The organism is Streptomyces sp. NPDC020884 (assembly GCF_044333935.1).
Classification (GTDB): domain Bacteria; phylum Actinomycetota; class Actinomycetes; order Streptomycetales; family Streptomycetaceae; genus Streptomyces.
Genome location: NZ_JBIRRY010000009.1, coordinates 333607 through 359081 on the forward strand (window position 1 = coordinate 333607; position 25475 = coordinate 359081).

Consider the following 25475-nt stretch of genomic DNA (forward strand, 5'->3'; position numbering starts at 1 on the left):
CCGCGCACTCTCCCCATGGGTGTCAGTGAGGGGTGGCAGAGTGGTATGGATGAAGAGGAACCGGCTGGCAGGGCGGCGAGCCCGAACCATTCTGATCACGGGTACGTGCGTGATGCTGGTGTTCTGCCTGACGTACGTACTGGCCTTCGGTGAGGGTGCCAAGAACCTGACGGACCGGGTGGCCGTGGTCACCGTGGCGCTGGGTGTCTTGGCGCAGACCGTCGCTCTTTGGCCAGGCACGGAAGCTGTTCCGGCGGAGGGCAGAGCGGCCCTGACAGGGAGGCTGGCGCAGGCAGTGACTAGCGCCGAACTGTTGTCGCGGCGCGTCATCGGCGGCGACCGGGTTCCCGTGCGCGTCTCGTTCACCTTCCGACCTTCTCCGCACGCGAGGAGCGCGACGAGGCCCCTGGTTCCAAACGGAACGCTGGACGGGCTGGGCGCGGACTACCGGGCCGTCCGCCCTCGCCGCCTGGTGATCACGGGACAGCCGGGGGCTGGGAAGTCGGTGCTGGCGCGAGCGTTCGTCGCGGAGTTCAACAGGAGCCGGTCGGAGGAGGAACCGGTGCCCGTGCTGCTGCCGCTCGGTGACTGGGGGCGGCAGGAGTTCTTTCGCGACTGGGGCGTTAGGCATCTCGTTCGGGACTACGGTTGTACCTCCGCGCATGCCGCCCAGTTGATGGACTTGGGCTTGGTGCTCCCTGTCCTCGACGGGCTCGACGAGCTGGACGAGCCGGGAACGCCGCTCCCGGAGTCACGAGCGCAGCAGGTGCTGGATGTACTGACCGACTACCAGTGCGGGCTGGAGCCGGCACCGGTCGTCCTGACCTGCCGGACCGACCTGTATGACGTTCTTGAGGCGTCTGGCAGGCCCATGCTGGACTCCGCTCGGGTCGAGATCGATCCGGTGGAGGCCCACGAGGCGGTTCGCTTCCTCGCGATGCGCCAGGACGCCGTTCACCGGGAGGGGGATTGGCGTCCGGTCCTGGACGAGCTGCGTGCCCATCCGCAAGGGGTCCTGTCTCGATCGCTTTCCACGCCGTGGCGGCTGGTAGCCATGGCGACGGCTTACGAACGGGGCAACGATCCAGGGGAGTTGCTGGGGGCCCGGACGGAGCAGGAAGTCACGGACAGGATGTTCGCCCGTTTCATCCCCGCGTCCGTGCGCGCCGTGGATGAGGACGCTCGGTACTCCCCGGAAAGAGCGCACGCCTGGTTGCACCAGCTGGCGCTGCGGTTGGAGGCGCGGGGCGGAGGGGCGAACACGCTCGTGCTGCCGGAGTTGGCGCGTTCCCCAGGAGCTTTGTGGGCCCGAGTGCTGTACGCCGTGACGGTCGGCCTCCTGACGCTGGTCACGCTGAGGGTCTATCTCCCGCATGGGCTCCGAGGAAGCCTTGACTGGGGAGTCTCGTTGCTTGTTGTAGGCATTGCGGTGATGGCTCTATTGCTCCTGCGCCCCCGGGGGATACGTCTGCTGCCTCACGCCACTATGGGGCTGCCGCCGTGGCGCAGCCCGCTATGGGCGGTAGCGGCTAAAGCAGTCCTGACGGGACGCAACCGCTGGGGCGTCCTGGTGTCGTCGGTTCTGCCCGCCCTGGTCCTGTGGCGGACTTTGGCCCCGGAGCAGCTCGGTGGGATGGGTGACTGGACCATGGCGCTGGCCATCCTGCCCACGCTCACTCTGTACGCCGGTCTCGTCGCCGGGCACGCCCTGGACGCTGCCGTCATCGGCCCGTCGGGCTGGCTTCGTGGCGGCGCCCTGGTTGCTCTCGCCCTGCTGTGTCCCGCTGGCGTGCTTTTGGGCCTGGGCCTCCGCGCGGGTCTGGGACTGGGGACTGCCTTGCCTCCCCTTGTCCTGTTCGGCTTGCTCTATTGCGCGCTCAGCGGGGACACGGTGATGTACCTGTGCTGGTTGCTGGTTCACTTCCGCAGAGCCCCGTTCAAGCTGAGCCGCTTCCTGGGCTGGTGTCACACGGCGGGGCTGATCCGCATCACCGGCGGCGTCTACCAGTTCCGGCACCGTGAGTTCCAGGAGTGGCTCACGCGCCATCCCGCTCCGCTCACGCATCCCACCGCACCTGCGCCTGACCCTGCCACGGTCCGGACTCCGTAGGAGGGCGGGGCTTCGTCTTGCGTCAGCCCGAGAAGCCACGGCTGAGGGGCCCGGCCTCCGACGCCGGGCTGCTTCCGGTCCCGGTGCGGGACCTCGTTCGTCGCTCAGGAAACGCCCATGAGGGGCAGCCTAGGGGACGGCCGCCTCAGCCGTCGCGCCGCTTTTCCGGCGCGAAGATCAGGCCGGTCAGGGCCCGGAACGTCTCCTCCGGGTCCCGGCCCTCCAGCGCCTCCGACAGATTGCCGCTGAGCAGCAGTGTCGCGAAGCCGTGGGCCAGTGACCAGGCGGCCACCCCCGCGAGGCGGTCGTCCTCGCCCCGGCCGTCCGGCGGGAGGTCCGCCACGCCCGCGCGCAGCGCCTCGGTCGCCCGCGACCGGGCGGCCAGGAGGTCCGGGTCGTCGGTGCGGTGCAGGTCCGGCTGGAACATCACCTGGAAGTGCGCGGGATGCGTCGCCGCGAACCGTACGTACGCCACGCCCCGCTCCCGGAGGTCCGGCGCGCCGGCCAGCGCGTCGGCGAACAGGGCGTAGCCCTCGGCGGCCACGGCGGTCAGCAGGCCCGTGCGGTCCTTGAAGTGGTGCGCGGGCGCGGCGTGCGAGACGCCGGCCCGGCGGGCCAGGTCGCGCAGGCTCAGGGACCCGGGGCCGTCGGCGGCGATGGCGTCGAGGGCGGCGGTCAGGATGGCGCGCCGCAGGTCGCCGTGGTGGTAGGTGCGCTCGCGCTCGCTGTTCATGGCAGCACCCTACCCGGCATCTAGTCATTGACAAGTTCTGGTGGAGGTGTGCATGCTGGGGATCCGATCTAGTCACTGGCAAGATTAGCGATTCCCGTCCGGGAAGGTGGAGATCATGACCGGAGAACCGGCCCGTGTGCGGCAGATGTGGCACCTCCTGGAGCCCCTGCACGCCGTGCTGTACTACGCCCCCGAGGCCGTCGAGGAGGCCGTCGCGCTGGGGTACGACACCGCTGAGCGCTGGGCGGGCTACTTCGCCTGGCGGGCGGCTCCGCTGGGCGCGGTCGGCACGGAGGAGGCGGTGCGGACGTTCCACAGCTTCGCTCCGGCGATGGTGGAGCGTCACGTTCCGGGCGTCTGGGCGACCGCCGCCCCCGAGGCCGTGCTCGCGGCCCGGCTGCGGGCGGTCGACCGGTCCTACCGGGCGCTGTTCGGGGACCGGGTGGAGGGACCGGAGTTCGCCGAGGCCGCCGCGCTGGCGCGCCGCGCCGCGGAGGCGGCGTCGGCAGTGACGGCGGTGTCGGCGGCGGCGTCAGCGGAGGCGGCGGCGTCAGCGGCGTCGGCGGCGTCAGGGATCCCCGGCGGCCTCGGGCCCGCCAACTCCGCCCTGCCCTGGCCGGACGCCCCGCACCTGGCGCTCTGGCACGCGGCGACCGTCCTGCGCGAACACCGGGGCGACGGGCACATCGCCGCCCTGACCGCGGCCGGCCTCGACCCGGTCGAGTCGCTGGTCTCCTTCGCGGCGGTCGGCGCGGCGGCCCCCGAGGTGTTCGCGAGCCGGGGATGGAGCGCCGAGGAGTGGGGCGCGGCCCGGGGGCGGCTCCGGGAGCGCGGGCTGTTGCAGGCGGCGGACGGCACGGCCACGGACGCGGGGCGCGCACTGCGCGCGCAGGTGGAGCTGCGCACCGACGAGGAGGCCGCCGCACCGTGGCGGGCGCTGGGGGAGCCGGGGCGCGAGCGGCTGGTGGAACTGCTGGGGGAACCCTGGCTGGAGGTCATCGGCTCGGGGATGCTGCCCGCGGAGAACACCCTCGGCATCGGGAAGGTATGACCCGCCCGGGGGCGTGCCCGGGGGCGTGGCCGGGCGTGGCCGACACCACGCTCGGGGGCGTGCAGGGTCCTGAAGCGGCCGTGGACGTCGTTCGCTGAAGCGCAGTCATGGAAGCGCCCCCGGCGGGGAAGACGACCATAGGATTCTCGGCGTTCGGTCCTCTCCCCGTCAGGACGGCTTCACGTGATATCTCCCCGTACGCACCGAGCGGCCCTGCCCGCCCTCGGCGTTCTCGTCGTGCTCGCCCTGGCGGGCTGCGACCCCGACGACCTCTCCGCCGACGGCGGCGGCACGAGCGGCGGGGCGAACGGCGGCGCGCGGTCCGCCGAGGGCTTCGGCGTGAGTCCGCTCGAGAACCCCGACGGGACGAAGCCGGGGCTGGCCCCTCTCACCACCGATGCGGACCGGGCCGCCGCCCGGAAGGTCATCGAGCAGGTGGCCACGAAGGGGCGCGGGCCAAAGACCGGTTACGAGCGGAAGAAGTTCGGCTACGCCTGGAAGGACGGGATCGACGGCATCCCGCTCGCCCGCAACGGCTGCGACACCCGCAACGACCTGCTCGCCCGGGACGGCAAGGACATCGAGCACAAGGCCGGATCCGACTGCGTGGTCATGTCGATGACTCTCAAGGACCCCTACACCGGCGAGAGCATCGAGTGGCGCAAGCAGCAGGCGACCCGGGTGCAGATCGACCATGTGATGCCGCTGTCCTACGACTGGCAGATGGGCGCCGCCCGCTGGAACGAGGCGAAGCGCGAGCAGATCGCCAACGACCCGCTCAACCTCGTCCCGGTGGACGGACCGGCCAACAACGCCAAGCGGGACTCGGGCCCCGCCTCCTGGCTGCCGCCGTACAAGCCGGTCCGCTGCTCCTACGCGGTGCGGTTCGCCCAGGTCTCGCTCAAGTACGAACTCCCGGTCACGACGGCCGACAAGCGGGCGATGCTCGCCCAGTGCGGCGGCTGACCCGGACCCGCGTCGCCCCGGCGGGGGTGGGGGCACGGCCCAGCCGGAGGCGCCTTCCGCACCGGACCGGCTAGACCTTGCCGCCGCAGATGACGTTGTACGGGCGGCCGATCGCCATCATCAGCTGCATGGGCTCCGTGGTCGCCGCCGGGCAGTCCGTCTTCTCCTTGACGAGCCCGAGGACCTTGAAGCCGTCCGCCCCGGCCGAGGCGCAGGCGACCTCCTGGGCCGTCGCCGACACGCAGTCGCCCTCGACGAGTTGGCCGCCTCCGGCGCCCGCGTCGCCGGGGTGCTCCCCGGTCAGGTTGCGGCCGCAGACGGTGTTGGTGGGGATGCCGCCGCCCTTCTTGCCGTCGCCGGAGCCGAAGACCCGCGAGACCTGGATGATCAGGTCCGTCCCGGCCGGGCACTGGATCGCGTTGGGCAGGATGCTCGCGCTCTTGATCTCCAGCGCCTCGAAGGTCGCTCCCGACTCGTCGCAGTCGAAGGCGCGGTATCCGTCGGGCTTGTTCTCCGGGTCCGGCCCTCCGCAGTCACCGATCTTCCACGAACCGCCCTTGCCGTCCGAGGCGGACGAGGGCGAGGACGAGGCGGACGACGAGGACTTCGAGGACTCGTCGCCGAAGATCTTGGACGCTCCGTAGCCCAGCCCGAGGATCACCGCGAGCACCACCAGGCTCTGCAGGCACCCGGCGGCTCTCCGGGGGCGGGGCGGTGTCGTACCGGGCTGGGTCATGGTTCTGCTCCTCGACGGGTGGTGCACGGGGACGAAGTCACGGGTGGGGACGCGGCATGCACACCTCACGGTTCCGCCCGGCTCACTCCGGTCCGGAAGAGGCCCCGCCGAGGCCTCTGACCAGGAAGCGGGCCGGATCCGCGACCTCCTGCCGGACACCGTCGGCGTCGAGGAACGCGTACCGGTCCCGATAGCGGCAGCCGGTCTCCCGGTAGCCGATCCTCAGATAGAGCGCGGCCGCCCGGTGGTTGGCGTCGTCCACGCCCAGGCCGATCAGGTCATGGCCCGCCTCACGGACCCGCTGCTCCGCCGCACGGATCAGCGCTGTGCCGATGCCCCGGGAGCGCAGGTCCGCCGGCCAGATCCCGAGCCCGTTCAGCTCGGGGCAGCCGGGGAAGCGGGCCTGGACCTCGGGGGCGGCGCAGCCCTGCCACAGGATCTGCGCCGATCCGACGGGTACGTCGTCGATCCAGGCGGTCAGAAAGGTGCTGAGCCGCTGCTCCTGCCGGTCGAACCGGGCGGCGTGCCGCCGGGTCCGTCCGGGCGAGGGCATGTGCCGCTCCAGGAGTTCGAGGTCCGCCGCCCGGCAGGGACGGATCAGGACGGGGCCGGAGGAGGAGGAACGCGAGCGCGGCGGTGTCGTCGTCATGCGGCGAGACGCTAGCCGGGCGGCGGTGGCGCGGGGCGTCGTCCCACCGGTGCACGCGCCGGTACGGAGTCGATATTCGCTGGTCGGAGAGGCGCGAGCTGCTTAGGGTCGGGCGCATGGAGCTGATCGTCACCACCCTCGCCGAGCGCCCGGAGCTCGCCGACGCCCTGGACGGGATGCCGGACACCTGGCCGGAGTTCGTGCTGGAGGACATCGTCGGCTGGGCGAACTTCGCACGGATCGCCGTCGAGTTCCCCCAGTACGTACTGGTCGCCACCGACTCCGGGGGATCCGTGGTCGCCCGCGCCTACAGCGTGCCCTTCGTGCTGGACGCCCCCGGGCGCGGGGAACTGCCGGTCGGCGGCTGGGACCGGATGCTGCTGTGGGCGCTCGCGGACCTGCGGCGCGGGCGGACGCCCGACACGGTCGGCGCGATCGAGATCACGGTGGCCACCGGCCATCAGGGCAAGGGCCTTTCGGGCCGGATGCTCGCCGCGATGCGGGACAACGCGCAACGGCTCGGCTTCCGGGAGGTCGTCGCCCCGGTGCGGCCCAGCGGCAAGCATCTGCGGGCCGGTCTGCCGATGGAGGAGTACGCCCGCCTGACCCGCCCCGAGGACGGGCTGCCCGAGGACCCCTGGCTGCGGGTCCACGTCCGGGCCGGCGGGACGGTGGACTCGGTCGCCACCGTGTCGATGACCGTGAGCGGTTCGCTCGCGCAGTGGCGGGAGTGGACCGGGCTGCCGTTCGACACGGACGGTCCGGTGGAGGTGCCGGGGGCGCTCGTCCCGGTGCACTGCGCGCTCGCGCACGGATACGCGGTCTACGTCGAGCCCAACGTCTGGGTACGGCACCGGCTGTGATGCCCGGAGATCCGAGTGCGGCACCCCCAGCCCCCGTCCCCGCGCTCCTCGTCGTCGACATGCAGAACGCCCTGGTGGCGATGGCGCACCGGGCGTCCGGCACCGTAGCGGCCATCGCCGGTCTCCAGGAGCGGGCCAGGGCGGCGGGTGCGCCGGTGGTGCTCGTGCAGCAGGGGGACGAGGAGCTGGAGCCCGGGACCGAGGGCTGGCGGATCGTGCCCGAACTGGCCCCCGCACCCGGTGAGACGGTCGTCCCCAAGGCCGCCCCGGACAGCTTCCTGGACACGGAACTGGACGCGGTCCTGCGGGCCCGGGGCGTGACCGAGGTCGTCGTCACCGGGTTCGCCACCGAGATCTGCGTCGAGTCCACGGCCCGGCAGGCGCTGAGCCGGGGGTACGACGTGGTGCTCGTGGCGGACGGGCACACCACATCGGTCCGGCCCGGCCCCGGCCCGTACGCCGCGCCGGAGGAATCCGTCGCACACCACAACGAGATCTACCGCCACCTCCGCTTCCCCGGCCGCCGGGTGCGCGTACTGCCGTCGGCCGAGGTGGACTTCGGCGGCGGCGTCCGGGCGGCGGGCCGCCGGCCGGGGGGACGCACGGCGGGCTGAAGGACGGCACGGTCGCGCCACCGGCGGGCCGAAGCACAACGGTTGGGCACAACGTTGGGCCCAACCGGGGACGGTCGGTCGGCGGAGGTGTATACGCTCACCCCACACGTCCGACATACGCGTCCCAGGAGCAGCACATGCACGGCTACGGCCCGACGCCGCAGCAGCCGACGAAACCCCGGCCGTCCCCGGCGACGCTCACCACCGTGCGCGTGATCCTCGTGGTGGTGACCGTGCTGAGCTGCGGTCTGTTGGGCTGGGCGGCGATGCTGCGGCTCGCGTTCGTCACCCGCAAGCCGCGCGACTGGGCCCTGCTGGCGGTCGTGATCGTCCTCAACATCGGGCTGTTCGCCTTCATCAATGCCACACCGGACGATCCCGACGAGATGACGGACGCGCAGGCGGCGATCATGATGCTCTGGCTCGTCGGCGTGCTGGCCGGGGTGATCACCTATTACCTGTACGCGGAGATACGCCACTACAGCACCCTCGGCCCGCCGCCCCCGTACGCCGGGGCGGCCCCGCACACCGCACAGAGCCCGTACCAGCACCCCGTCCAACAGCGCCCCGTCCAGCAGCGCCCCGCCCAGCAGCAGCACCCGCAGCCCAACCCGTACACCGTCCCGACCCCGCCGCCCACGCCCAAGCCCGCGCCCCAGCGCCTGGACCAGGTCCGCGCCGAGCTGGACGAGCTGAGCGACTACCTCCGCAAGGAGGGCGAGGGCCGGTGACCGGGCGGACCATCGCCGACCGGTACGAACTGGCGAGCATCCTCGGCCAGGGCGGCATGGGCCAGGTGTGGACGGCGTACGACCGGCGCCTGGACCGCCGCGTCGCCGTGAAGCTGCTGCGCCCCGACCGGGTCGCCGGGCCCACCGGCAGCGACGCGGCCGACGAGCTGCGCCGCCGGTTCGTCCGCGAGTGCCGGGTCACCGCGCAGGTCGACCACCCCGGCCTGGTCACCGTCCACGACGCCGGCAGCGACGACGACGACCTCTACCTCGTCATGCAGTACGTCGAGGGCGCCGACCTCGCCGACCATCTGACCGGACGGCAGGGCCCCTACCCCTGGCCCTGGGCCGTCGCGGTCGCCGCCCAGCTCTGCGCGGTCCTCTGCGCGGTGCACGCGGTGCCGATCGTCCACCGCGACCTCAAGCCCCGGAACGTGATGGTCCGCCCCGACGGGACCGTCACCGTGCTCGACCTCGGCGTCGCCTCCGTCCTCGACACGGACACCACCCGCCTCACGCACACCGGTTCACCCATCGGCTCCCCGGCCTACATGGCCCCCGAGCAGGCGATGGGCGGCGCGGTCGGCCCGTACACCGACCTGTACGCCCTCGGGGTCCTCCTGCACGAACTCCTCAGCGGAGACGTGCCGTTCGCCGGATCCACCGCGCTCGGCGTCCTGCACCGCCACCTCTACGAGGCCCCGGTCCCGGTCCGGCAGGCCCGGCCCGAGGTGCCCGTCGCGCTGGAGGCCCTCGTGCTGCGGCTCCTCGCCAAGGACCCGCAGGACCGGCCCGCCTCCGCGCAGGAGGTGTACGAGGACCTCGCCCCGCTGCTGCCGAAGCACGGGACCCCGGCCGCGCCGCTCGACCCGACGCGCCCGTTCCTGCGGCCGCACGCCCCCTGGCCGGACCGGGCCGCGACCCCGGCCTCCGTGCCCGCACCCGCCACCTTCGCCGCGCCGCCGCCCACGGTCGCCGCCCAGCGGTCCTTCACCCCGCCCCCGGCCGTCCCGGCGTCCCCCGCACGCCCCGCCCACCTGCCGCCGGGCACCCCTCCCCCCACGACCACCCCGCCGCCCGCCCGGCCGGATGTCGCGCGGGCCGTGGACGAGGTGAAGAAGCTGCTCGGCGAGGGCCGGATCACCCAGGCCGTGGACGTCCTCGGCGCCACCCTGCCGGCCGCCGCCGCCGAGCACGGCGAGCACTCCCCGGTCGTCCGCATCCTGCGCAAGCAGTACGCCGCGACGCTGATGGACGACGGGCAGTACCGCCGCGCCCTGCCCGAGCTGCGCCGCCTCGCCGAGGACCGCGCCGCGGGGGCGGGCCCGGCCGACGCCCAGGCCCTCCAGTTCCGCTACGACGCGGCCCAGTGCCTCGAACAGCTCGGCGAGGCCGGCGCCGCGCTGGGCGAGTACCGCGCGGTCCTCCCGTACTACGAGAACGCCTACGGGGCGATCACCTCCGACCCCGGCCGCGCCCTCGACATCCGGCACCGCATCGGACAACTGCTCCTGGCCGTCGGCGACCACACCGCGGGCCGGGCACAGCTCCAGGCCCTGCTGTACGACGCCGAGCGCACCTACGGGCCGCACCACCCGCTGCCGGCGGACCTGCGCCGCCTCCTCAGCCACCAGCGGGACGTTCGCGGGGGCTGACAGCAGCCCATACCGGACCACATCCCCAACTCCTCCCGAATCGTTGGTCGAATCAGTGGCACGGGCCACATCCACTGCCTAACATCGATCACCGCAAGGCTTTGTGCACCGATGCACAAACTCTCCACGGGAGGCTCCTTTGCACCGCCGTCGTACCGCGCTCGCCGTCCTCGCCGCAACGCTCGTCGCCGCACCACTCCTCTCGGCCTGCGGCAACCAGGCCCATCCCGGCGCCGCGGCCGTCGTGGGCGGTGAGCGGATCGAGGTGTCCGCGGTCCAGGCCCGCGCCGCGGATGTCCGCAGCGCCCAGGAGAGCTCCCCGCAGGCCGCCCAGCTGGTGAACAAGTCGGGCCAGCTCAACCGCGCCAAGCTGCACGGGATGATCTTCGGCCGGATCCTGGACCGGGCCGCCGCGGACGCCGGGGTCACGGTCACCCGCAAGGAGATCCAGGAGATGCGGAAGGCCAACCGCGCGCAGCAGGGCGGCGAGGAGCAGTTCGTGGCGATGATGCTCCAGCAGCGCTGGGTCGCCCCGGACCAGATCGACACCGACATGCGCCAGGAGGTCCAGCTCCCCAAGCTCGCCCGTGCCATCGGCGCGGACCTCGGCACCCCCGCCGGTCAGCAGACCGTCGGCCAGGCGCTCACGAAGGCGTCGAAGGCCCTCGACATCGACGTCAACCCGCGCTTCGGCGCCTGGGACGACCAGAAGATGCAGCTCGGCAACTACAGCGCGCCCTGGATCACCCAGGTCACCGAGTTCCCGCCGAAGGAGCCGACGGGCGCCTGAGCCGGCCCCGGGCCCGAGCCGCCGGAGCCGGGGGTAGGTTCGCAGGGTGAACGCCGAAGCCCCCGCAGCCCCCGACAGCTCCGCCGACCCCGGCCGCGTCATCCTGCTCACCGCCAGCCATCGGGTCGCGCCCGGCCTGCTGTCCTGGCCCGCCTGGCAGACGCTGCACGCCGCCGACCGCGTCCTGTGCGCGGACCCCGAGCAGCCGCAACTGCCCTACCTGCGCGAGGCGGGCGTACGTGTCGAGCACGCCGCGCCCTCCGCCGACGAACTGGTCGCCGACTGCGCGGGCGGCCGGACCGTCGTCGTCCTGACCGGCGGCGAGGGGAACGGGGCCCTCACCGACGGCCTGGCCCGCCTCGGCGGCTCGGGACGCGTGCGGATGCCGGACCTGGAACTGCTCCCCGGCTCGTACGACCTGCCGGGCGCCCGCCTGCTGGACCTGGTCCAGGTCATGGACCGGATCCGCCGCGCGTGCCCCTGGAGCTCGCAGCAGACGCACCGGGGCCTCGCCAAGTACGCCATCGAGGAGGCGTACGAGCTGGTCGAGGCGATCGAGGACGGCGACCGGGACGAACTGCGCGAGGAGCTCGGCGACGTCCTGCTCCAGGTCGTCTTCCACGCGCGCATCGCCGAGGAAGGCCGCCCGGGGGACGGGGCGGAGCCGTTCGCCATCGACGACGTCGCGGGCGGCCTCGTCGAGAAGCTGATCCACCGCCACCCGCACGTCTTCGGCGACGAGAGTGCCGAGACCCCGGAGGACGTCCACGCGCACTGGCTGCGCACCAAGGCGATCGAGAAGCAGCGCACCTCGGTCACCGAGGGCGTCCCCCTCGGCCAGCCCGGCCTGGCCCTCGCCGCGAAGCTCGGCAGCCGGGTCCGTACGGCAGGACTGACCGTTCCGCTGCCGGCCGGCGACACCATCGGCTACGAGCTCCTCGCCCTGGCCGTACGCGCCGAGGCCGACGGCGCGGACCCGGAGGCAGCCCTGCGCGCGGCGGCCCGCGCCTACCGCGACGCGATCGTGACGGCGGAGGGCGGGGCGGGTTAGTACGGTGGCACCAGGGGCTTCACGAGGGGTGGGGGACGGGCATGGACACCGAGCGGCAGGTACCGGACCACCCGGAGACCGACAACTCCGTCTCCGGCGGCGCCTTCCACGCCCCGGTCGTCCAGACCGGATCCGTCACCGGCGGCGTGCACCACTACTACGCGCCCGCGCACTCCTCCCTGCCGCCGGTCCCGGAGTGGCCGCGGCTGGACACCGCCGACCCGATCGCTCTCGGGGTGCGGCGAACCCGCTGCCTGCCCGGCGAGTCACCGCTGCCGCCCTATGCGGAGCGGGACTGCGACGCGGAGTTGGACGACCAGGTCGGTGAGGCGGCCCGGTCGGGCGGGCTGGTGGTGGTGACCGGCGCCCCGCTCTCCGGCAAGAGCCGGACGGTGTGGTCCGCGCTGATGCGGCATCTTCCGAAGACGGCCCGGATCCTCGCCCCGCAGCCGGGGACGGATCTGCGGGGGCTTCCGGCGGTGTTGCGCGGGCGGGGCGAGGAGAGCTGCGTCCTGTGGCTGGACGACCTGGCGGGCCACCTGGGCGAGCACGGGCTGACGCCGACGGTTCTCGCGGAGCTCGTACGGCTGCGCGTGCCCGTGCTCGCCACGATGGACGACGAGGCCTACGACGCCCGCCGCTTCGGCACGTCGGCCCGCGCGGGGGTGCTGAGCGGGGCCGAGCCGGTCGAGTTGCAGCGGGTGTGGAGCGAGGGCGAGCTGGCGGGCCTGGCCGCTCCGGGCGGGGAGCCCCGTCTGCGGGCCGCCGCCGTGTGGCGCGGTGAGCACACCGTGCCCGAGTACCTCGCGGTCGGTCCCGAACTCATGGAGGAGTGGCGGCGGGCGCGCCGGCCGAACGCCCACCCGCGCGGCCACCTGCTGGTGCGGGCGGCGATCGACCTCGCCCGGTGCGGGGTGTCCCGGGTCTCCGGGCAGGCGCTGCGCAAAGCGCAGGACCTGTATCCGGAAGCGTCCGCGGCGGCCGGGGCGGAGTCCTTCGAGGACGCACTCGCCTGGGCCGCCGAGGTCCGGCACGGGGTGAGCGGGCTGCTGACCCCGGTGCCGGGGGAGCGGCCGGCCGCCTGGGCCGTCTTCGGCTCGCTCGTCGCGGATGCGGAGGCACGGCCGGACAGCCCGCCCGTGCCGACCGTCCTGTGGCGTTTCGCGTTCGTCGTGGCACCCGACAAGGCCGAGCGCTGGACGGTGAGATGGCGCGCGCACGAGGCGCTGGTGCCGCTGGCCGACAGCGACCCGGAGGTCCCGGTGGTCCTCGGCTACATCAACGCCGTGATGGGCGACATCGAGACCGCCCTGCACTGGTACCGCAAGGCGGCGGACGCGGGCCACGCCGAATCGGCGGCGACCATCGGCGAGCTGCTCGCCGCGCGCAACGATGTGGCGGAGTCTATCCCGTACCTGGAGGCGGCCGCCGAGGCCGGCATCGTACGGGCGCAGTACCAGCTGGGCATGGTGCTGGCCGCCCGGTCGCAGAGCTGGCTGACCCGGGCGGCCGAAGCCGGGCACCCCGCCGCGGTGCGGGCCCTGCCCGCTGCGCGCGGCCACCGGCACCCCGCCCGATAACGTCGAGGAGTGAACGACACTCCCGCCTGCCCCCACACCCCCGCCGCCCCGGCCGCCCCCGAACTCTTCACCTGGGAGTTCGCCACCGACCCCTACCCCGCGTACGCCTGGCTCCGCGAGCACCGCCCCGTGCACCGCACCGTGTTGCCCAGCGGGGTCGAGGCCTGGCTCGTGACCCGGTACGGGGACGCCAGGCAGGCGCTCGCCGACGCCCGGCTCTCCAAGAACCCGGCCCACCACGCGGAGTCGCCGCACGCCAAGGGGAAGACGGGGATCCCGGGGGAGCGCAAGGCGGAGCTGATGACGCATCTGCTCAATATCGACCCGCCGGACCACACCCGGCTGCGCCGGCTGGTGTCCAAGGCGTTCACCCCGCGCCGGGTCGCGGAGTTCGCGCCCCGCGTGCAGGAGCTGACGGACCGGCTCATCGACGGGTTCATCGAGGAGGGCAAGGCCGATCTGATCCATGACTTCGCCTTCCCGCTCCCCATCTACGCCATCTGCGACCTGCTCGGCGTTCCCCGCGAGGACCAGGACGACTTCCGGGACTGGGCGGGGATGATGATCCGGCACGGCGGCGGGCCGCGCGGCGGGGTCGCCCGGTCGGTGAAGAAGATGCGCGGCTATCTCGCCGAACTCATCCACCGCAAGAGGGAGGATCCGGGCGACGACCTGATCTCCGGGCTGATCCGGGCCAGCGACCACGGCGAGCACCTCACGGAGAACGAGGCGGCCGCGATGGCGTTCATCCTGCTGTTCGCCGGCTTCGAGACGACCGTGAACCTGATCGGCAACGGCACGTACGCCCTGCTGCGCCACCCCGAGCAGCGCGCCCGGCTGGAGGCCTCCCTGGAGGCGGGGGAGAGTGCGCTGCTGGCCACCGGGCTCGAGGAACTGCTCCGGTTCGACGGCCCGGTCGAGATGGCGACCTGGCGGTACGCCACCGAGGCGCTGACCCTGGGCGGCGAGGAGATCGCCGCGGGGGATCCCGTCCTCGTGGTGCTGGCGGCGGCCGACCGGGACCCGGAGCGGTTCGCCGGGCCGGACACCCTGGACCTCGCCCGGCGTGACAATCAGCACCTCGGATACGGGCACGGCGTCCACTACTGCCTGGGGGCGCCGCTGGCCCGGCTGGAGGGACAGACCGCGCTGGCCACGCTGTTGAGGCGCCTTCCTGACCTGCGACTTGCGGGAGAAGCTGCCGATTTGCGCTGGCGTGGCGGGCTCATCATGCGGGGACTGCGCACTCTTCCGGTCGAGTTCGAGCCGGGCAGTCGTTCCGAAAAAAGTGACACCCTGTCAACTCTGTGACTTTCACGTGATCTGCGCTGCATCGACTTGTGACACACGTTCGAGTCCCGCTAGGTTCACGGTTCGACGCGTCGGTCGCTCGTTGCCCACGCGTCACTTGTGCGCCGGTGCAGGCACGGATTCCTGCTGCACGGCGCTCGAGTCACTCGCTTGTCAGTCGCACGGAAGGCATACCCATGGGCTCCGCGAACGGCAGACACCGCCGACCTCGCCAGGCACCCGCCATCGTCGTCGCCGCCGGTGTGACGGGATCGGCCATCGCCATCCCGCTCCTCGGCGCCACCGGCGTGCACGCGGCCGAGGCCTCCACCTGGGACCGGGTCGCGGAGTGCGAGAGCGGCGGCATGTGGAGCGCCGACCTCGGCAACGGCTACTACGGCGGGCTCCAGTTCTCGCAGGAGTCCTGGTCGGCGTACGGCGGCACGGCGTACGCGCCCCGCGCCGACCTCGCCAGCCGCTCGCAGCAGATCTCCGTCGCCGAGAAGGTCCTGGACGACCAGGGGCCGAAGGCGTGGCCCAGCTGTGCGGTGATCTCCGGACTCGCCGTGGACGGCAGTCTGCCCGGCGTCGACCCGGGCACCTCGCCGTCCGCCGACCCGACGGCCGACCCGACCGACGCGGCGGATGCGACCGACGAAACGGACGCAACCGGTGAAGCGGATGAATCCGGCAAGTCCGACGAAGCTGACAAGGACGAGAAGGGCGACAAGTCGGGTAAGGGTGAAAGCGGCGGTACGGAGAAGGAGGGCGAGGCTCCCGATTCCTCGGTGACGCCCACCGCCCCGCCGGCCTCCGACGCCCCTGACGCCAAGGACCCCTCCGGCGCCCCCGACGCCTCGAAGGGCGAGGACGGCCAGGGCGGCAAGCACCGGGGCGCCCCCGCGCCCGAGGAGGCCGACGCGGGCCAGGGTGACGGCTCCCGCGAGTCCGGCCGGCACGCCTCGCGCGGCGAGGGCGACGCCCGGGACGGCGACGCCACGACTGCCGGCGGGTACACGGTCCGGCCCGGGGACAACCTCTGGGCGATCGCCGACGCGCAGGAGCTTCCCGGCGGTTGGACCGGCCTGTACGAGACGAACAAGGATCTCCTGGGCTCCGACCCGGACCTGATCCTGCCCGGCCAGAACCTGGATCTGGGCCTGGACCAGGTCACGGACCAGGGTGCGCCGGAGGGCGTCGAGGAGCCTGCCGCCAACTGATCCAATTCGGGAAAACACCCCGAAAATCCGGGCAGTTCAGAGGCCTATGTCCACTTTTGCGTAAGTGAGACATGGGTCTCTTTGCTTCAACTGGCGCGTTTCGTCCGGCCGGTCCGGGCGTATCGCCCCCGACCTGCGGAAACGGTCCGCCGACTGCTGCGAGTTCGGGGTGATTGCCCCCTATGTCCATCTTTGAATGTCGGGGTTGCCTGTGTTTACGGTCGGAGCCGCTCGCACCGCGGGCCCCGTCGACCGTCACGCCGAATCCTGCCGTCGGTCGAAGGGAACAGACGCGTAAGCGCCGTAGGCAGGAGCGGGGGACCCAGGTAAGCCGCCGGGTCCGGACGCCTCGTCGAACCGACGGGGACGTACGGGAACGGCTTGGGGTGAAGTCGCGCAGCACTGCGCGACCGGGCAACTCATCAGCCCGAACCCGACAGCTCACCTCGTAGGCGTCGGTGAGGAGATTCGTTCCATGCTGCTGAACAGCAAGGGCAAGCACCGCCGCCCCTCGAAGACCGTCCGTCTCGCCACCCTCGCGGGTGTCACCGGTGCGGCCGTCGCCGTCCCGCTGATGGGCGCGACCAGCGCCTCCGCCGCCTCCGTCGAGACCTGGGACGCCGTCGCCCAGTGCGAGTCCGGTGGCAACTGGTCCATCAACACCGGCAACGGCTACTACGGCGGACTGCAGTTCTCGCAGTCCAGCTGGGCCGCCGCCGGCGGTACGCAGTACGCCTCCCGCGCCGACCTGGCCTCCAAGGACCAGCAGATCGCCGCCGCCGAGAAGCTCCTGGACCTCCAGGGTCCGGGCGCCTGGGCCTGCGCCGGCGCCGGCGGCCTCACCAACGACGGTGTGGACCCGGGCGTGAACACCGGCTCCGGCCAGTCCGAGAGCAAGTCCGAGCAGGCGCAGCCCGAGCGTCAGGCCGAGCAGCCCGCCACCCGCTCCGAGCAGCGCACCGCTCCGCAGGCCGAGAAGAAGGCCGAGAGCAAGAAGACCGTCACCACCCCGACCGGCGACAAGGTCAAGAAGGGCGACGGCGAGTACAAGGTCAAGGCCGGCGACACCCTGAGCAGCATCGCCCAGGCGGAAGACGTCAAGGGCGGCTGGAGCAAGGTCTTCAAGCTCAACGACGACATCGTCGAGGACGCGGACCTGATCTTCCCGGGCCAGCAGCTCCACCTGAAGTAATCGCCGTCTCTCCTCCCCGGAGGAAGGGCGTCCGGCGGCACTCTTCCTCGCACGGCTTCCCGGCCCGGCGCGCTCTTCCCCCCAGCGCGCCGGGCCGGGTTCTTCGTGAACGGCGGGTGTCCGGGAGGCCCGCATGCGTTCACCTCTTGTCGGCAGCGCTTATTACTGTCCAGTAGATTTCTAGAGATTTGTCCGGTGATGCAAGCCCTTGGGTCCTTTTTCGTCCCAGGAGGCGGGCGGTCGGCTGGCCGACGCGGCCACGCCCGATAGGCTCGTGTCGCAAGGCCACAGTGACCCTGCACAACCAGCGTCATATCCCAGAAGGAGATGCCTCGTGCCGTCCATCGACGTCGTCGTAGCCAGGGAAATCCTCGACTCCCGGGGCAACCCCACGGTCGAGGTCGAGGTTGGCCTCGACGACGGCAGCACGGGTCGTGCTGCTGTTCCGTCCGGCGCCTCCACCGGTGCGTTCGAGGCTGTTGAGCTTCGCGACGGCGACCCCAACCGCTACCAGGGCAAGGGCGTCGAGAAGGCCGTCCTCGCCGTCATCGAGCAGATCGGCCCGGAGCTCGTCGGGTACGACGCCACCGAGCAGCGCCTCATCGACCAGGCGATGTTCGACCTGGACGCCACCGAGAACAAGGCCTCGCTCGGCGCGAACGCCATCCTCGGCGTCTCGCTCGCCGTCGCGCACGCCGCATCCGAGGCGTCCGACCTGCCGCTCTTCCGCTACCTCGGCGGCCCGAACGCGCACCTGCTGCCCGTTCCGATGATGAACATCCTGAACGGCGGCTCGCACGCCGACTCCAACGTGGACATCCAGGAGTTCATGATCGCGCCGATCGGCGCGGAGTCCTTCTCCGAGGCCCTGCGCTGGGGCGCGGAGATCTACCACACGCTGAAGAAGGTCCTCAAGACCAAGGGCCTGTCCACCGGACTCGGCGACGAGGGCGGCTTCGCCCCGAACCTGGAGTCCAACCGCGCCGCCCTGGACCTCATCGTCGAGGCCATCAAGGAAGCCGGTTACGTCCCGGGCCGTGACGTCGCGCTCGCGCTCGACGTCGCCGCGTCCGAGTTCTACAAGGACGGCGTCTACGAGTTCGAGGGCAAGTCCCGCTCGGCCGCCGAGATGACCGAGTACTACGAGGAGCTCGTCTCCGCGTACCCGCTGGTCTCCATCGAGGACCCGCTGTACGAGGACGACTGGGCCGGCTGGAAGGTCATCACCGACCGCATCGGCGCCAAGGTCCAGATCGTCGGCGACGACCTCTTCGTCACCAACCCGGAGCGGCTGGCCCGCGGCATCGAGGAGGGCTCCGCCAACGCCCTGCTCGTCAAGGTCAACCAGATCGGTTCGCTGACCGAGACCCTGGACGCCGTCGAGCTGGCCCAGCGCAACGGCTTCAAGTGCATGATGTCGCACCGTTCCGGCGAGACCGAGGACGTCACCATCGCCGACCTCGCCGTCGCCGTGAACTGCGGCCAGATCAAGACCGGCGCCCCGGCCCGCTCGGACCGTGTCGCCAAGTACAACCAGCTGCTGCGCATCGAGGAGATCCTCGACGACGCCGCGGTGTACGCGGGCCGCTCCGCCTTCCCGCGCTTCAAGGGCTGATCCCGATGGCCCGTCCCGGGCCGAAGGCATAGCCTCCGTCCGTCCCCGCACTCGGTCCCGTACCGTGTGCGGGGACGGACGTGCGTAACGGGGAGGCGGGAGACATGGCCGGGAAGGACCGCGACCGGTTCTCCACCGCGACCAGGCTGCGACTGCTCGGCGAGCAGACCGCGGCCCGCGTGTACCGATCCCAGAACCGCCGCCAGGCCCGTCGCTCCCGGCTCACCGGCCGGGCCGCGTTCCTGGCGCTGGTGGTCTGCTCCCTGGTGGTGGCGCTCGCCTACCCGATGCGGCAGTACGTCTCCCAGCGCGACGAGATCGCCGAGCAGGAGCGGCTCTCGCAGCAGGCGGAGCAGCGCACCGAGGAGCTGCGGGACGAGAAGGCGCGGCTCCAGGACGACGCGTACATCATGCGTCTGGCCCGCCAGCACCTCCATTACGTCCTCCCCGGGGAGACCGGCTACACCGTGGCCGACCCCGACGCGGCTCAGGACCGGCGCGGCGAGCCGGGTGCGAGCGACCGCCCCTGGCACTCGAACCTCTGGGACGGCGTGGACAGCGCCGACCGCGACTGACCGACCGACCTCCGTACGCCCCCGTCCACTTCCTTTCGACGAGCTTCCGAGCAGAACCAAGGCAGGCATGGAAACGCCCCCTCCGCAGACCGAGTCCACCCGGCCCACCGACGCGGACATCGCCGCGTTCGAGCAGCAGCTCGGCCGCCCGCCGCGCGGTCTGCGCGCCATCGCGCACCGCTGCCCGTGCGGCAATCCGGACGTGGTGGAGACCCAGCCGCGTCTGGAGGACGGCACGCCGTTCCCGACGACGTACTACCTGACCTGCCCCCGGGCGGCCTCGGCGATCGGCACGCTGGAGGCCAACGGGGTCATGAGGGAGATGACGGCCCGTCTGGAGACCGACCCGGAGCTGGCCGACGCCTACCGGGCCGCGCACGAGGACTACCTCACCCGCCGCGACGCCATCGAGGTCCTGGAGGGCTTCCCGAGCGCGGGCGGCATGCCGGACCGGGTGAAGTGCCTGCACGTCCTGGTCGGCCACTCGCTGGCCGCCGGACCCGGGGTGAACCCGCTGGGCGACGAGGCCATCGCGATGCTGCCCGAGTGGTGGGCCAAGGGCGCCTGCGTCACACCGTGCTCCGCGGCCCCCGAAGGGCAGGACGCGTGACCAGGGTCGCCGCCGTCGACTGCGGTACGAACTCCATCCGGCTCCTCGTCGCCGACGTGGACCCGGCCACCGGCTCCTTCACCGAGCTGGACCGGCGGATGACGATCGTCCGCCTCGGCCAGGGCGTCGACAAGACCGGCCGGCTCGCCCCCGAGGCGCTGGAGCGGACGTTCGCGGCCTGCCGCGCGTACGCGGCGACGATCGCGGAGCTGGGCGCCGAACGGATCCGCTTCGTCGCCACCTCCGCGTCCCGCGACGCCGAGAACAGCGACGTGTTCGTGGCCGGGGTCCGGGACATCTTCGGCGTCGAGCCCGAGGTGATCACCGGCGACCAGGAGGCGCAGCTCTCCTTCGACGGGGCCACCAAGGAGCTGGCGGGCAGCGACCACCTGGCGGAGCCGTATCTGGTCGTCGACATCGGCGGCGGCTCCACCGAGTTCGTCCTCGGCTCGGACCGGGTCGACGCGGCCCGGTCCGTGGACGTCGGCTGCGTACGGATGACGGAGCGTCACCTCGTGGTGGACGGGGCCGTCATGGACCCGCCCAGCCACGAGCGGGTCGCCGCGATCCGCGCGGACATCGACGCGGCCCTCGACCTGGCGGAGAAGACCGTGCCGCTCACCGGGGCCGGCACGCTGGTGGGCCTGGCGGGCACCGTCACCACGGTCGCCGGGATCGCGCTGGAGCTGACGGAGTACGACTCCGAGGCCATCCACCACTCCCGGATCTCCCGCGGCCAGGTCCGTGCGATCACCGAGCACCTGCTGCGCTCGACCCACGAGGAGCGCGCCGCGATCCCCGTGATGCACCCCGGCCGGGTCGACGTGATCGGGGCCGGAGCGCTCGTCCTGCTCGCCGTGATGGAACGGACGGGCGCCCACGAGGTCGTCGTCAGCGAGCACGACATCCTGGACGGCATCGCCTGGAGCGCCGCGTAGGCGAGCGGCCGGCCGGTGCCGGGGAGGGAGCGCGGCGGGTGAGCGGCCGGTGACGCGGGAACCGACGGATGCCCCGCGCGGGCCCGTCGAGCGGATGGAACACCACCAGGTGGTGATCTACCTCGCCGCGATGGCCCTCGGCGCCCTCCTCGGGCTCGCCGCCCCCGCCGCGGGGCCGGGTCTCGAGCACCTCATCAACCCGGTTCTGGGCGCGCTGCTGTTCGTGACCTTCCTCCAGGTCCCGGCGGCCGAGCTGCTGCGCTCGCTGCGCGACGGCCGGTTCCTGTCCGCCGTGCTGGTGGTGAACTTCCTCGTGGTGCCGCTCGTGGTCGCCGCCCTGTTCGCCTTCCTGCCCGCCGACCGGGCGGTGCGCCTCGGTGTGCTGCTCGTGCTGCTCTGCCCGTGCGTCGACTACGTGATCGTCTTCAGCGGTCTGGCCGGGGGCTCGGCCCGCCGGCTGCTCGCGGCGACCCCGCTGCTGCTGGTCGCGCAGATGCTGCTGCTGCCGGCTCTCCTGTACGTGTTCCTCGGCTCCGGGCTCGCCGACCTCGTGGAGGCGGGGCCGTTCCTGGAGGCGTTCGTCTTCCTGATCGCCGTTCCGCTGGCGCTGGCCTGGGCGCTCCAGTTCTGGGCGGGGCGGCGGGAGAGCGGGCGGCGGGTGTCCGGCGCGGCGAGCACGGCGATGGTGCCGCTGATGGCCGCGACCCTGCTGGTCGTCGTCGCCTCCCAGGTGCCGGAGCTGGGAGGGAGCCTCGCCGACGTCGCCGCGGTCGTCCCCTTCTACGCGGCGTTCCTGGTGGTGATGGCGTTCGCGGGGAAGGCGGTCGCCCGGCTCTTCCGGCTGGATGTGCCCGGGGGGCGGGCCGTGGTCTTCAGCGGGGCGACGCGCAACTCCCTGGTCGTCCTGCCCCTCGCCCTGGCCCTGCCGGACGCGTACGCCGTCGCGGCCGTCGTGGTGGTCGCCCAGACCCTCGTGGAGGTGGTCGGGATGGTGCTCTGCGTCCGTGCCGTCCCCCGCCTGCTGCCCGCTCAATCGCATCACGACCTGCACCGTTGAGCCCCGATCCGGCCCCTCCGGAGGGCCCTCGGGAGCCCTTCGGGGACGCGCCGCGAGAAAGTTCGTGAACTTCTTCACAAGGAATGGGGCCCTGTTGGCCGCAGTTCGGGCCCATCGAGCCCGTGCGGGGGGTCTTCGGGGCCGCGCGGAGGCGTCCCGGGCGCGTTCCCGGGGTGTTGCGTCCGTATGAAGGGGAGTGGTGGTTCACCCCGCCCGGAGGGTCAAGGGCCAGCTCACAAGCGGTGAACAACGTTTCCGGGGGTGGCGTGGTTCCCCGGGGCGCCCATGAAGTGGGTCACGTGGGCGGCGAAGTGTAGCAGAGGGTAGGCCAATCCTTGTGAAGGGGCTCACGAGCACCCCCCTGGGGAGGGGTGGATACTCGATGGCATGAGCACCACGGAGCGTCCCAGGATCCTCGTTGTAGGCGGTGGGTACGTAGGCCTGTACGCAGCTCGTCGCATTCTGAAGAAGATGCGGTACGGAGAGGCGACCGTCACGGTCGTCGACCCGCGCTCGTACATGACGTACCAGCCCTTCCTCCCCGAAGCTGCTGCAGGCAGCATCTCGCCTCGGCACGTCGTCGTTCCCCTGCGACGCGTGCTGCCCAAGGCTGAGGTTCTCACCGGTCGTGTCACGACCATCGACCAGGACCGCAAGGTCGCCACGATCTCGCCGCTCGTCGGCGAGGCCTACGAGCTGCCCTTCGACTATCTGGTCATCGCGATGGGCGCGGTCTCCCGTACCTTCCCGATCCCCGGCCTCGCCGAGCAGGGCATCGGCATGAAGGGCATCGAGGAGGCCATCGGCCTGCGCAACCACGTCCTGGAGCAGCTGGACAAGGCTGACTCCACGACCGACGAGGACGTCCGCCGCAAGGCGCTGACGTTCGTCTTCGTGGGCGGCGGCTTCGCCGGCGCGGAGACCATCGGCGAGGTCGAGGACATGGCCCGCGACGCGGCGAAGTACTACACCAGCGTGAAGCGCGAGGACATGCGCTTCGTCCTCGTCGACGCCGCCGACAAGATCCTTCCCGAGGTCGGCCCGAAGCTGGGCGCCTACGGCAAGGAGCACCTGGAGAGCCGCGGCGTGGAGATCTACCTCTCCACCTCGATGGACTCCTGCGTCGACGGCCACGTGGTGCTGAAGAACGGCCTGGAGGTCGACTCCAACACCATCGTGTGGACCGCCGGTGTGAAGCCGAACCCGGCGCTGGCCCGCTTCGGCCTGCCGCTCGGCCCCCGTGGGCACGTGGACACCTCGGAGAAGCTCCAGGTGCAGGGCACCGACTACATCTGGGCCGCGGGCGACAACGCCCAGGTGCCGGACATGGTCGGCCGCCGCGCCGGCAACCCGAACGCCTGGTGCCCGCCCAACGCCCAGCACGCGCTGCGTCAGGCGAAGGTCCTCGGCGACAACGTGATCTCCGGCCTGCGGGGCTTCCCGCAGAAGGAGTACAGCCACGCCAACAAGGGTGCGGTCGCCGGTCTGGGCCTGCACAAGGGCGTCGCGATGATCGTCATGGGCAAGGTGAAGATCAAGCTCAAGGGCCGTCTCGCCTGGTACATGCACCGCGGCTACCACGGCATGGCCATGCCGACCTGGAACCGCAAGATCCGGGTCATCGCCGACTGGACGCTCGCCGTGTTCCTCAAGCGCGAGGTCGTCTCGCTCGGCGCCATGGAGACGCCGCGCGAGGAGTTCTACGAGGCCGCCAAGCCGGCCCCGGCTCCGGCCGCCGCCAAGTCCGAGGGCGAGAAGGCCAAGGCCTCCTGACCCCCCGGTCGGACGCTCCGTGAGGAGCGCACCGTACGACGCCCGAAGGGGCCGTCCGCCATCCGTGGTGCGGACGGCCCCTTCGGCGTATCCGGGCGCGGTCGGGGGCCGGGGCCGCGAGGGGGCCGGTGGCCCCGTCCCGCCGATGTGGATGGTGCCTGCATGCACTTTGCCGTTTCGTTGCCCGGTAGCGGGATGACGGAGGGTGCGAGGACAGTTGACGCAGGTGTACCTCGCCGCGGCACCGGGGTGTCGTGACGAGGCTACGAGCATGTCTGTACGCATTGTGCTTGTCGGGGAACACCACGGAGGTGTGCGCCATGGCAGACGCCGCGTCGCGGCTGACCGCTCTTGCCGAGGAGTTGCTCTCGGAACCCCTGCCGGTCCGGATCCGGGCCTGGGACGGCAGCGAATCGGGGCCGCCCGGCGCCCCGGTCCTCGTGATCCGCCACCGCCGCGCCCTGCGCCGGCTCCTGTGGAGGCCGGGCGAACTGGGCCTGGCCCGCGCCTGGGTGGCCGGGGAGATCGATGTCGACGGCGATCTGTACGAGGTGCTCGACCGGATCGCCGGACTGCTCTGGGACCGCGGAGCCGACGCCAAGGACAGCGTCCACCCGGTCCGCGACCCCCAGGTCCGCGCCTTCGCCCGCGGCCTCCTCGCCCTCGCGGGCCCCTGGCCGCCGCCCGCCCCGCCCGTGGAGGAGGTGCGCCGCCGTGCCGGGCCGCTGCACACCAGACGCCGCGACAAGGAGGCCATCAGCCACCACTACGACGTCGGCAACGACTTCTACGCCCTGGTCCTCGGCCCCTCCATGGTCTACTCCTGCGCCTACTGGCAGGACGGCGGAACCCTCGAGGACGCCCAGCGCGACAAGCTCGACCTGGTCTGCCGCAAGCTCGGCCTGAAGGAGGGCGACCGGCTCCTGGACGTCGGCTGCGGCTGGGGCTCGATGGCCATCCACGCCGCCCGTGCCTACGGGGCGCGGGTCACCGGCATCACCCTCTCCCGGGAACAGGCCGCCCACGCCCGCAAACGCATTGCCGAGGAGGGCCTGACCGACCGGATCGAGATCCGGGTCCAGGACTACCGGGACGTCCGTGACGGCCCGTACGACGCGATCTCCTCGATCGGCATGGCCGAGCACGTCGGCTCGGTCCGCTACCGGGAGTACGCCGATGACCTCTACGCCCTCCTGAAGCCCGGCGGCCGCCTCCTGAACCACCAGATCGCCCGCCGCCCCGAGAAGGACGAGGACGCCTACCGCATCGACGCGTTCATCGACGCCTATGTCTTCCCCGACGGGGAGCTGGCCCCCGTCGGCCGGACCCTGGCCACCCTGGAGGAGGCCGGCTTCGAGGCCCGGGACGTCGAGGCGCTGCGCGAGCACTACGCACTGACCCTGCGCCAGTGGGTGGCCAACCTGGAGCGGCACTGGGAGCGGGCGGTCCGCGCCACCTCCCCGGGCCGGGCCCGGGTATGGCGGCTGTACATGGCCGCGTCCGCGCTCTCCTTCGAGCACAACAAGATCGGCGTCAACCAGATCCTCGCGGTGCGCCCGCTGGACGGCGGCGGCTCCCGGATGCCGCTGCGCGCCCGCACCTGGACGGCGCCGGCGCGCGACTGACCCGTACGCCCACGGCAACGGGCGAGGGGCCGGTACGCCGCTTCCCAGCGG

23 protein-coding genes and 1 riboswitch are annotated in these 25475 nt (G+C 72.2%); of the genes, 20 read left to right on the forward strand and 3 right to left on the reverse strand.

Features of this window, described 5'->3' with window-relative positions; all coding sequences use genetic code 11:
* Positions 1–49 precede the first annotated feature (49 nt).
* The gene (locus ACH4UK_RS27190; RefSeq protein ID WP_398360453.1) at positions 50–2110 is read left to right on the forward strand and encodes an NACHT domain-containing protein; all 2061 of its coding nucleotides are present in this window, start codon (positions 50–52) and stop codon (positions 2108–2110) included.
* 145 nt (positions 2111–2255) lie between these two features.
* On the opposite strand, the gene ACH4UK_RS27195 is transcribed toward ACH4UK_RS27190, so the two are convergent.
* Positions 2256–2843, reverse strand: a complete 588-nt coding sequence (locus ACH4UK_RS27195) for a TetR/AcrR family transcriptional regulator (RefSeq protein WP_398360455.1) — start codon at positions 2841–2843, stop codon at positions 2256–2258.
* Between the two features lie 115 nt (positions 2844–2958).
* Between ACH4UK_RS27195 and ACH4UK_RS27200 the strand changes: the two genes are divergently transcribed.
* Together ACH4UK_RS27200 and ACH4UK_RS27205 are read left to right on the forward strand one after the other, a co-directional pair.
* Positions 2959–3894, forward strand: coding sequence for a hypothetical protein (locus ACH4UK_RS27200; RefSeq protein WP_398360457.1), 936 nt, complete (start codon positions 2959–2961; stop codon positions 3892–3894).
* Between the two features lie 183 nt (positions 3895–4077).
* Positions 4078–4860 carry an HNH endonuclease family protein gene (locus ACH4UK_RS27205; RefSeq protein ID WP_398360460.1) on the forward strand — a complete coding sequence of 261 codons (783 nt, stop codon included), beginning with the start codon at positions 4078–4080 and terminating at the stop codon, positions 4858–4860.
* A 70-nt stretch (positions 4861–4930) separates the two neighbouring features.
* Here ACH4UK_RS27205 and ACH4UK_RS27210 read toward each other — a convergent pair whose 3' ends face one another.
* Positions 4931–5596 carry a hypothetical protein gene (locus ACH4UK_RS27210; RefSeq protein WP_398360462.1) on the reverse strand — a complete coding sequence of 222 codons (666 nt, stop codon included), beginning with the start codon at positions 5594–5596 and terminating at the stop codon, positions 4931–4933.
* Between the two features lie 82 nt (positions 5597–5678).
* Complete coding sequence (locus ACH4UK_RS27215) at positions 5679–6245, reverse strand: GNAT family N-acetyltransferase (protein WP_398360463.1); 567 nt, start codon at positions 6243–6245, stop codon at positions 5679–5681.
* 116 nt (positions 6246–6361) lie between these two features.
* On the opposite strand from ACH4UK_RS27215, the gene ACH4UK_RS27220 reads away from it, so the two are divergent.
* From ACH4UK_RS27220 to ACH4UK_RS27300, 17 genes are all read left to right on the forward strand, one after another.
* Positions 6362–7108, forward strand: a complete 747-nt coding sequence (locus tag ACH4UK_RS27220) for an N-acetyltransferase (protein WP_398360465.1) — start codon at positions 6362–6364, stop codon at positions 7106–7108.
* Positions 7108–7722: a cysteine hydrolase family protein gene (locus ACH4UK_RS27225; RefSeq protein WP_398360641.1), complete on the forward strand. Its 615-nt coding sequence runs from the start codon at positions 7108–7110 to the stop codon at positions 7720–7722. The genes ACH4UK_RS27220 and ACH4UK_RS27225 overlap by 1 nt, the downstream gene beginning before the upstream one ends.
* A 137-nt stretch (positions 7723–7859) precedes the next feature.
* Positions 7860–8453, forward strand: a complete 594-nt coding sequence (locus ACH4UK_RS27230) for a hypothetical protein (RefSeq protein WP_398360466.1) — start codon at positions 7860–7862, stop codon at positions 8451–8453.
* A complete protein-coding gene (locus ACH4UK_RS27235) occupies positions 8450–10108 on the forward strand; it encodes a protein kinase (RefSeq protein WP_398360468.1) in 1659 nt (552 codons plus the stop codon). The genes ACH4UK_RS27230 and ACH4UK_RS27235 overlap by 4 nt, the downstream gene beginning before the upstream one ends.
* 139 nt (positions 10109–10247) lie before the next feature.
* Positions 10248–10898, forward strand: a complete 651-nt coding sequence (locus ACH4UK_RS27240; RefSeq protein ID WP_398360470.1) for a SurA N-terminal domain-containing protein — start codon at positions 10248–10250, stop codon at positions 10896–10898.
* Positions 10899–10944: 46 nt separating this feature from the next.
* Positions 10945–11949, forward strand: coding sequence for a nucleoside triphosphate pyrophosphohydrolase (locus ACH4UK_RS27245; protein ID WP_398360471.1), 1005 nt, complete (start codon positions 10945–10947; stop codon positions 11947–11949).
* A gap of 41 nt (positions 11950–11990) precedes the next feature.
* Positions 11991–13529 carry a tetratricopeptide repeat protein gene (locus ACH4UK_RS27250; protein ID WP_398360473.1) on the forward strand — a complete coding sequence of 513 codons (1539 nt, stop codon included), beginning with the start codon at positions 11991–11993 and terminating at the stop codon, positions 13527–13529.
* A gap of 9 nt (positions 13530–13538) precedes the next feature.
* On the forward strand, positions 13539–14840 hold the full coding sequence (locus tag ACH4UK_RS27255; RefSeq protein WP_398360475.1) for a cytochrome P450: 1302 nt from the start codon (positions 13539–13541) through the stop codon (positions 14838–14840).
* A 176-nt stretch (positions 14841–15016) separates the two neighbouring features.
* Positions 15017–16039, forward strand: a complete 1023-nt coding sequence (locus ACH4UK_RS27260) for a transglycosylase family protein (protein ID WP_398360476.1) — start codon at positions 15017–15019, stop codon at positions 16037–16039.
* Between the two features lie 289 nt (positions 16040–16328).
* A riboswitch (cyclic di-AMP (ydaO/yuaA leader) is annotated at positions 16329–16509 on the forward strand.
* Positions 16510–16514: 5 nt separating this feature from the next.
* Entirely contained in the window at positions 16515–17231 is a 717-nt protein-coding gene (locus ACH4UK_RS27265; RefSeq protein ID WP_398360478.1) for a transglycosylase family protein, read from the forward strand.
* Between the two features lie 334 nt (positions 17232–17565).
* Complete coding sequence (gene eno, locus ACH4UK_RS27270; RefSeq protein ID WP_398360480.1) at positions 17566–18846, forward strand: phosphopyruvate hydratase; 1281 nt, start codon at positions 17566–17568, stop codon at positions 18844–18846.
* 104 nt (positions 18847–18950) lie between these two features.
* The gene (locus ACH4UK_RS27275) at positions 18951–19421 is read left to right on the forward strand and encodes a septum formation initiator family protein (RefSeq protein ID WP_398360482.1); all 471 of its coding nucleotides are present in this window, start codon (positions 18951–18953) and stop codon (positions 19419–19421) included.
* 67 nt (positions 19422–19488) lie between these two features.
* On the forward strand, positions 19489–20031 hold the full coding sequence (locus ACH4UK_RS27280; RefSeq protein ID WP_398360483.1) for a DUF501 domain-containing protein: 543 nt from the start codon (positions 19489–19491) through the stop codon (positions 20029–20031).
* Positions 20028–20969 carry an exopolyphosphatase gene (locus ACH4UK_RS27285; protein WP_398360485.1) on the forward strand — a complete coding sequence of 314 codons (942 nt, stop codon included), beginning with the start codon at positions 20028–20030 and terminating at the stop codon, positions 20967–20969. The genes ACH4UK_RS27280 and ACH4UK_RS27285 overlap by 4 nt, the downstream gene beginning before the upstream one ends.
* A 94-nt stretch (positions 20970–21063) precedes the next feature.
* Positions 21064–22026: an arsenic resistance protein gene (locus tag ACH4UK_RS27290; protein WP_398360643.1), complete on the forward strand. Its 963-nt coding sequence runs from the start codon at positions 21064–21066 to the stop codon at positions 22024–22026.
* Between the two features lie 387 nt (positions 22027–22413).
* The gene (locus ACH4UK_RS27295) at positions 22414–23799 is read left to right on the forward strand and encodes an NAD(P)/FAD-dependent oxidoreductase (protein WP_398360486.1); all 1386 of its coding nucleotides are present in this window, start codon (positions 22414–22416) and stop codon (positions 23797–23799) included.
* Between the two features lie 320 nt (positions 23800–24119).
* On the forward strand, positions 24120–25424 hold the full coding sequence (locus ACH4UK_RS27300; RefSeq protein WP_398360488.1) for a class I SAM-dependent methyltransferase: 1305 nt from the start codon (positions 24120–24122) through the stop codon (positions 25422–25424).
* Positions 25425–25475: the final 51 nt, after the last annotated feature.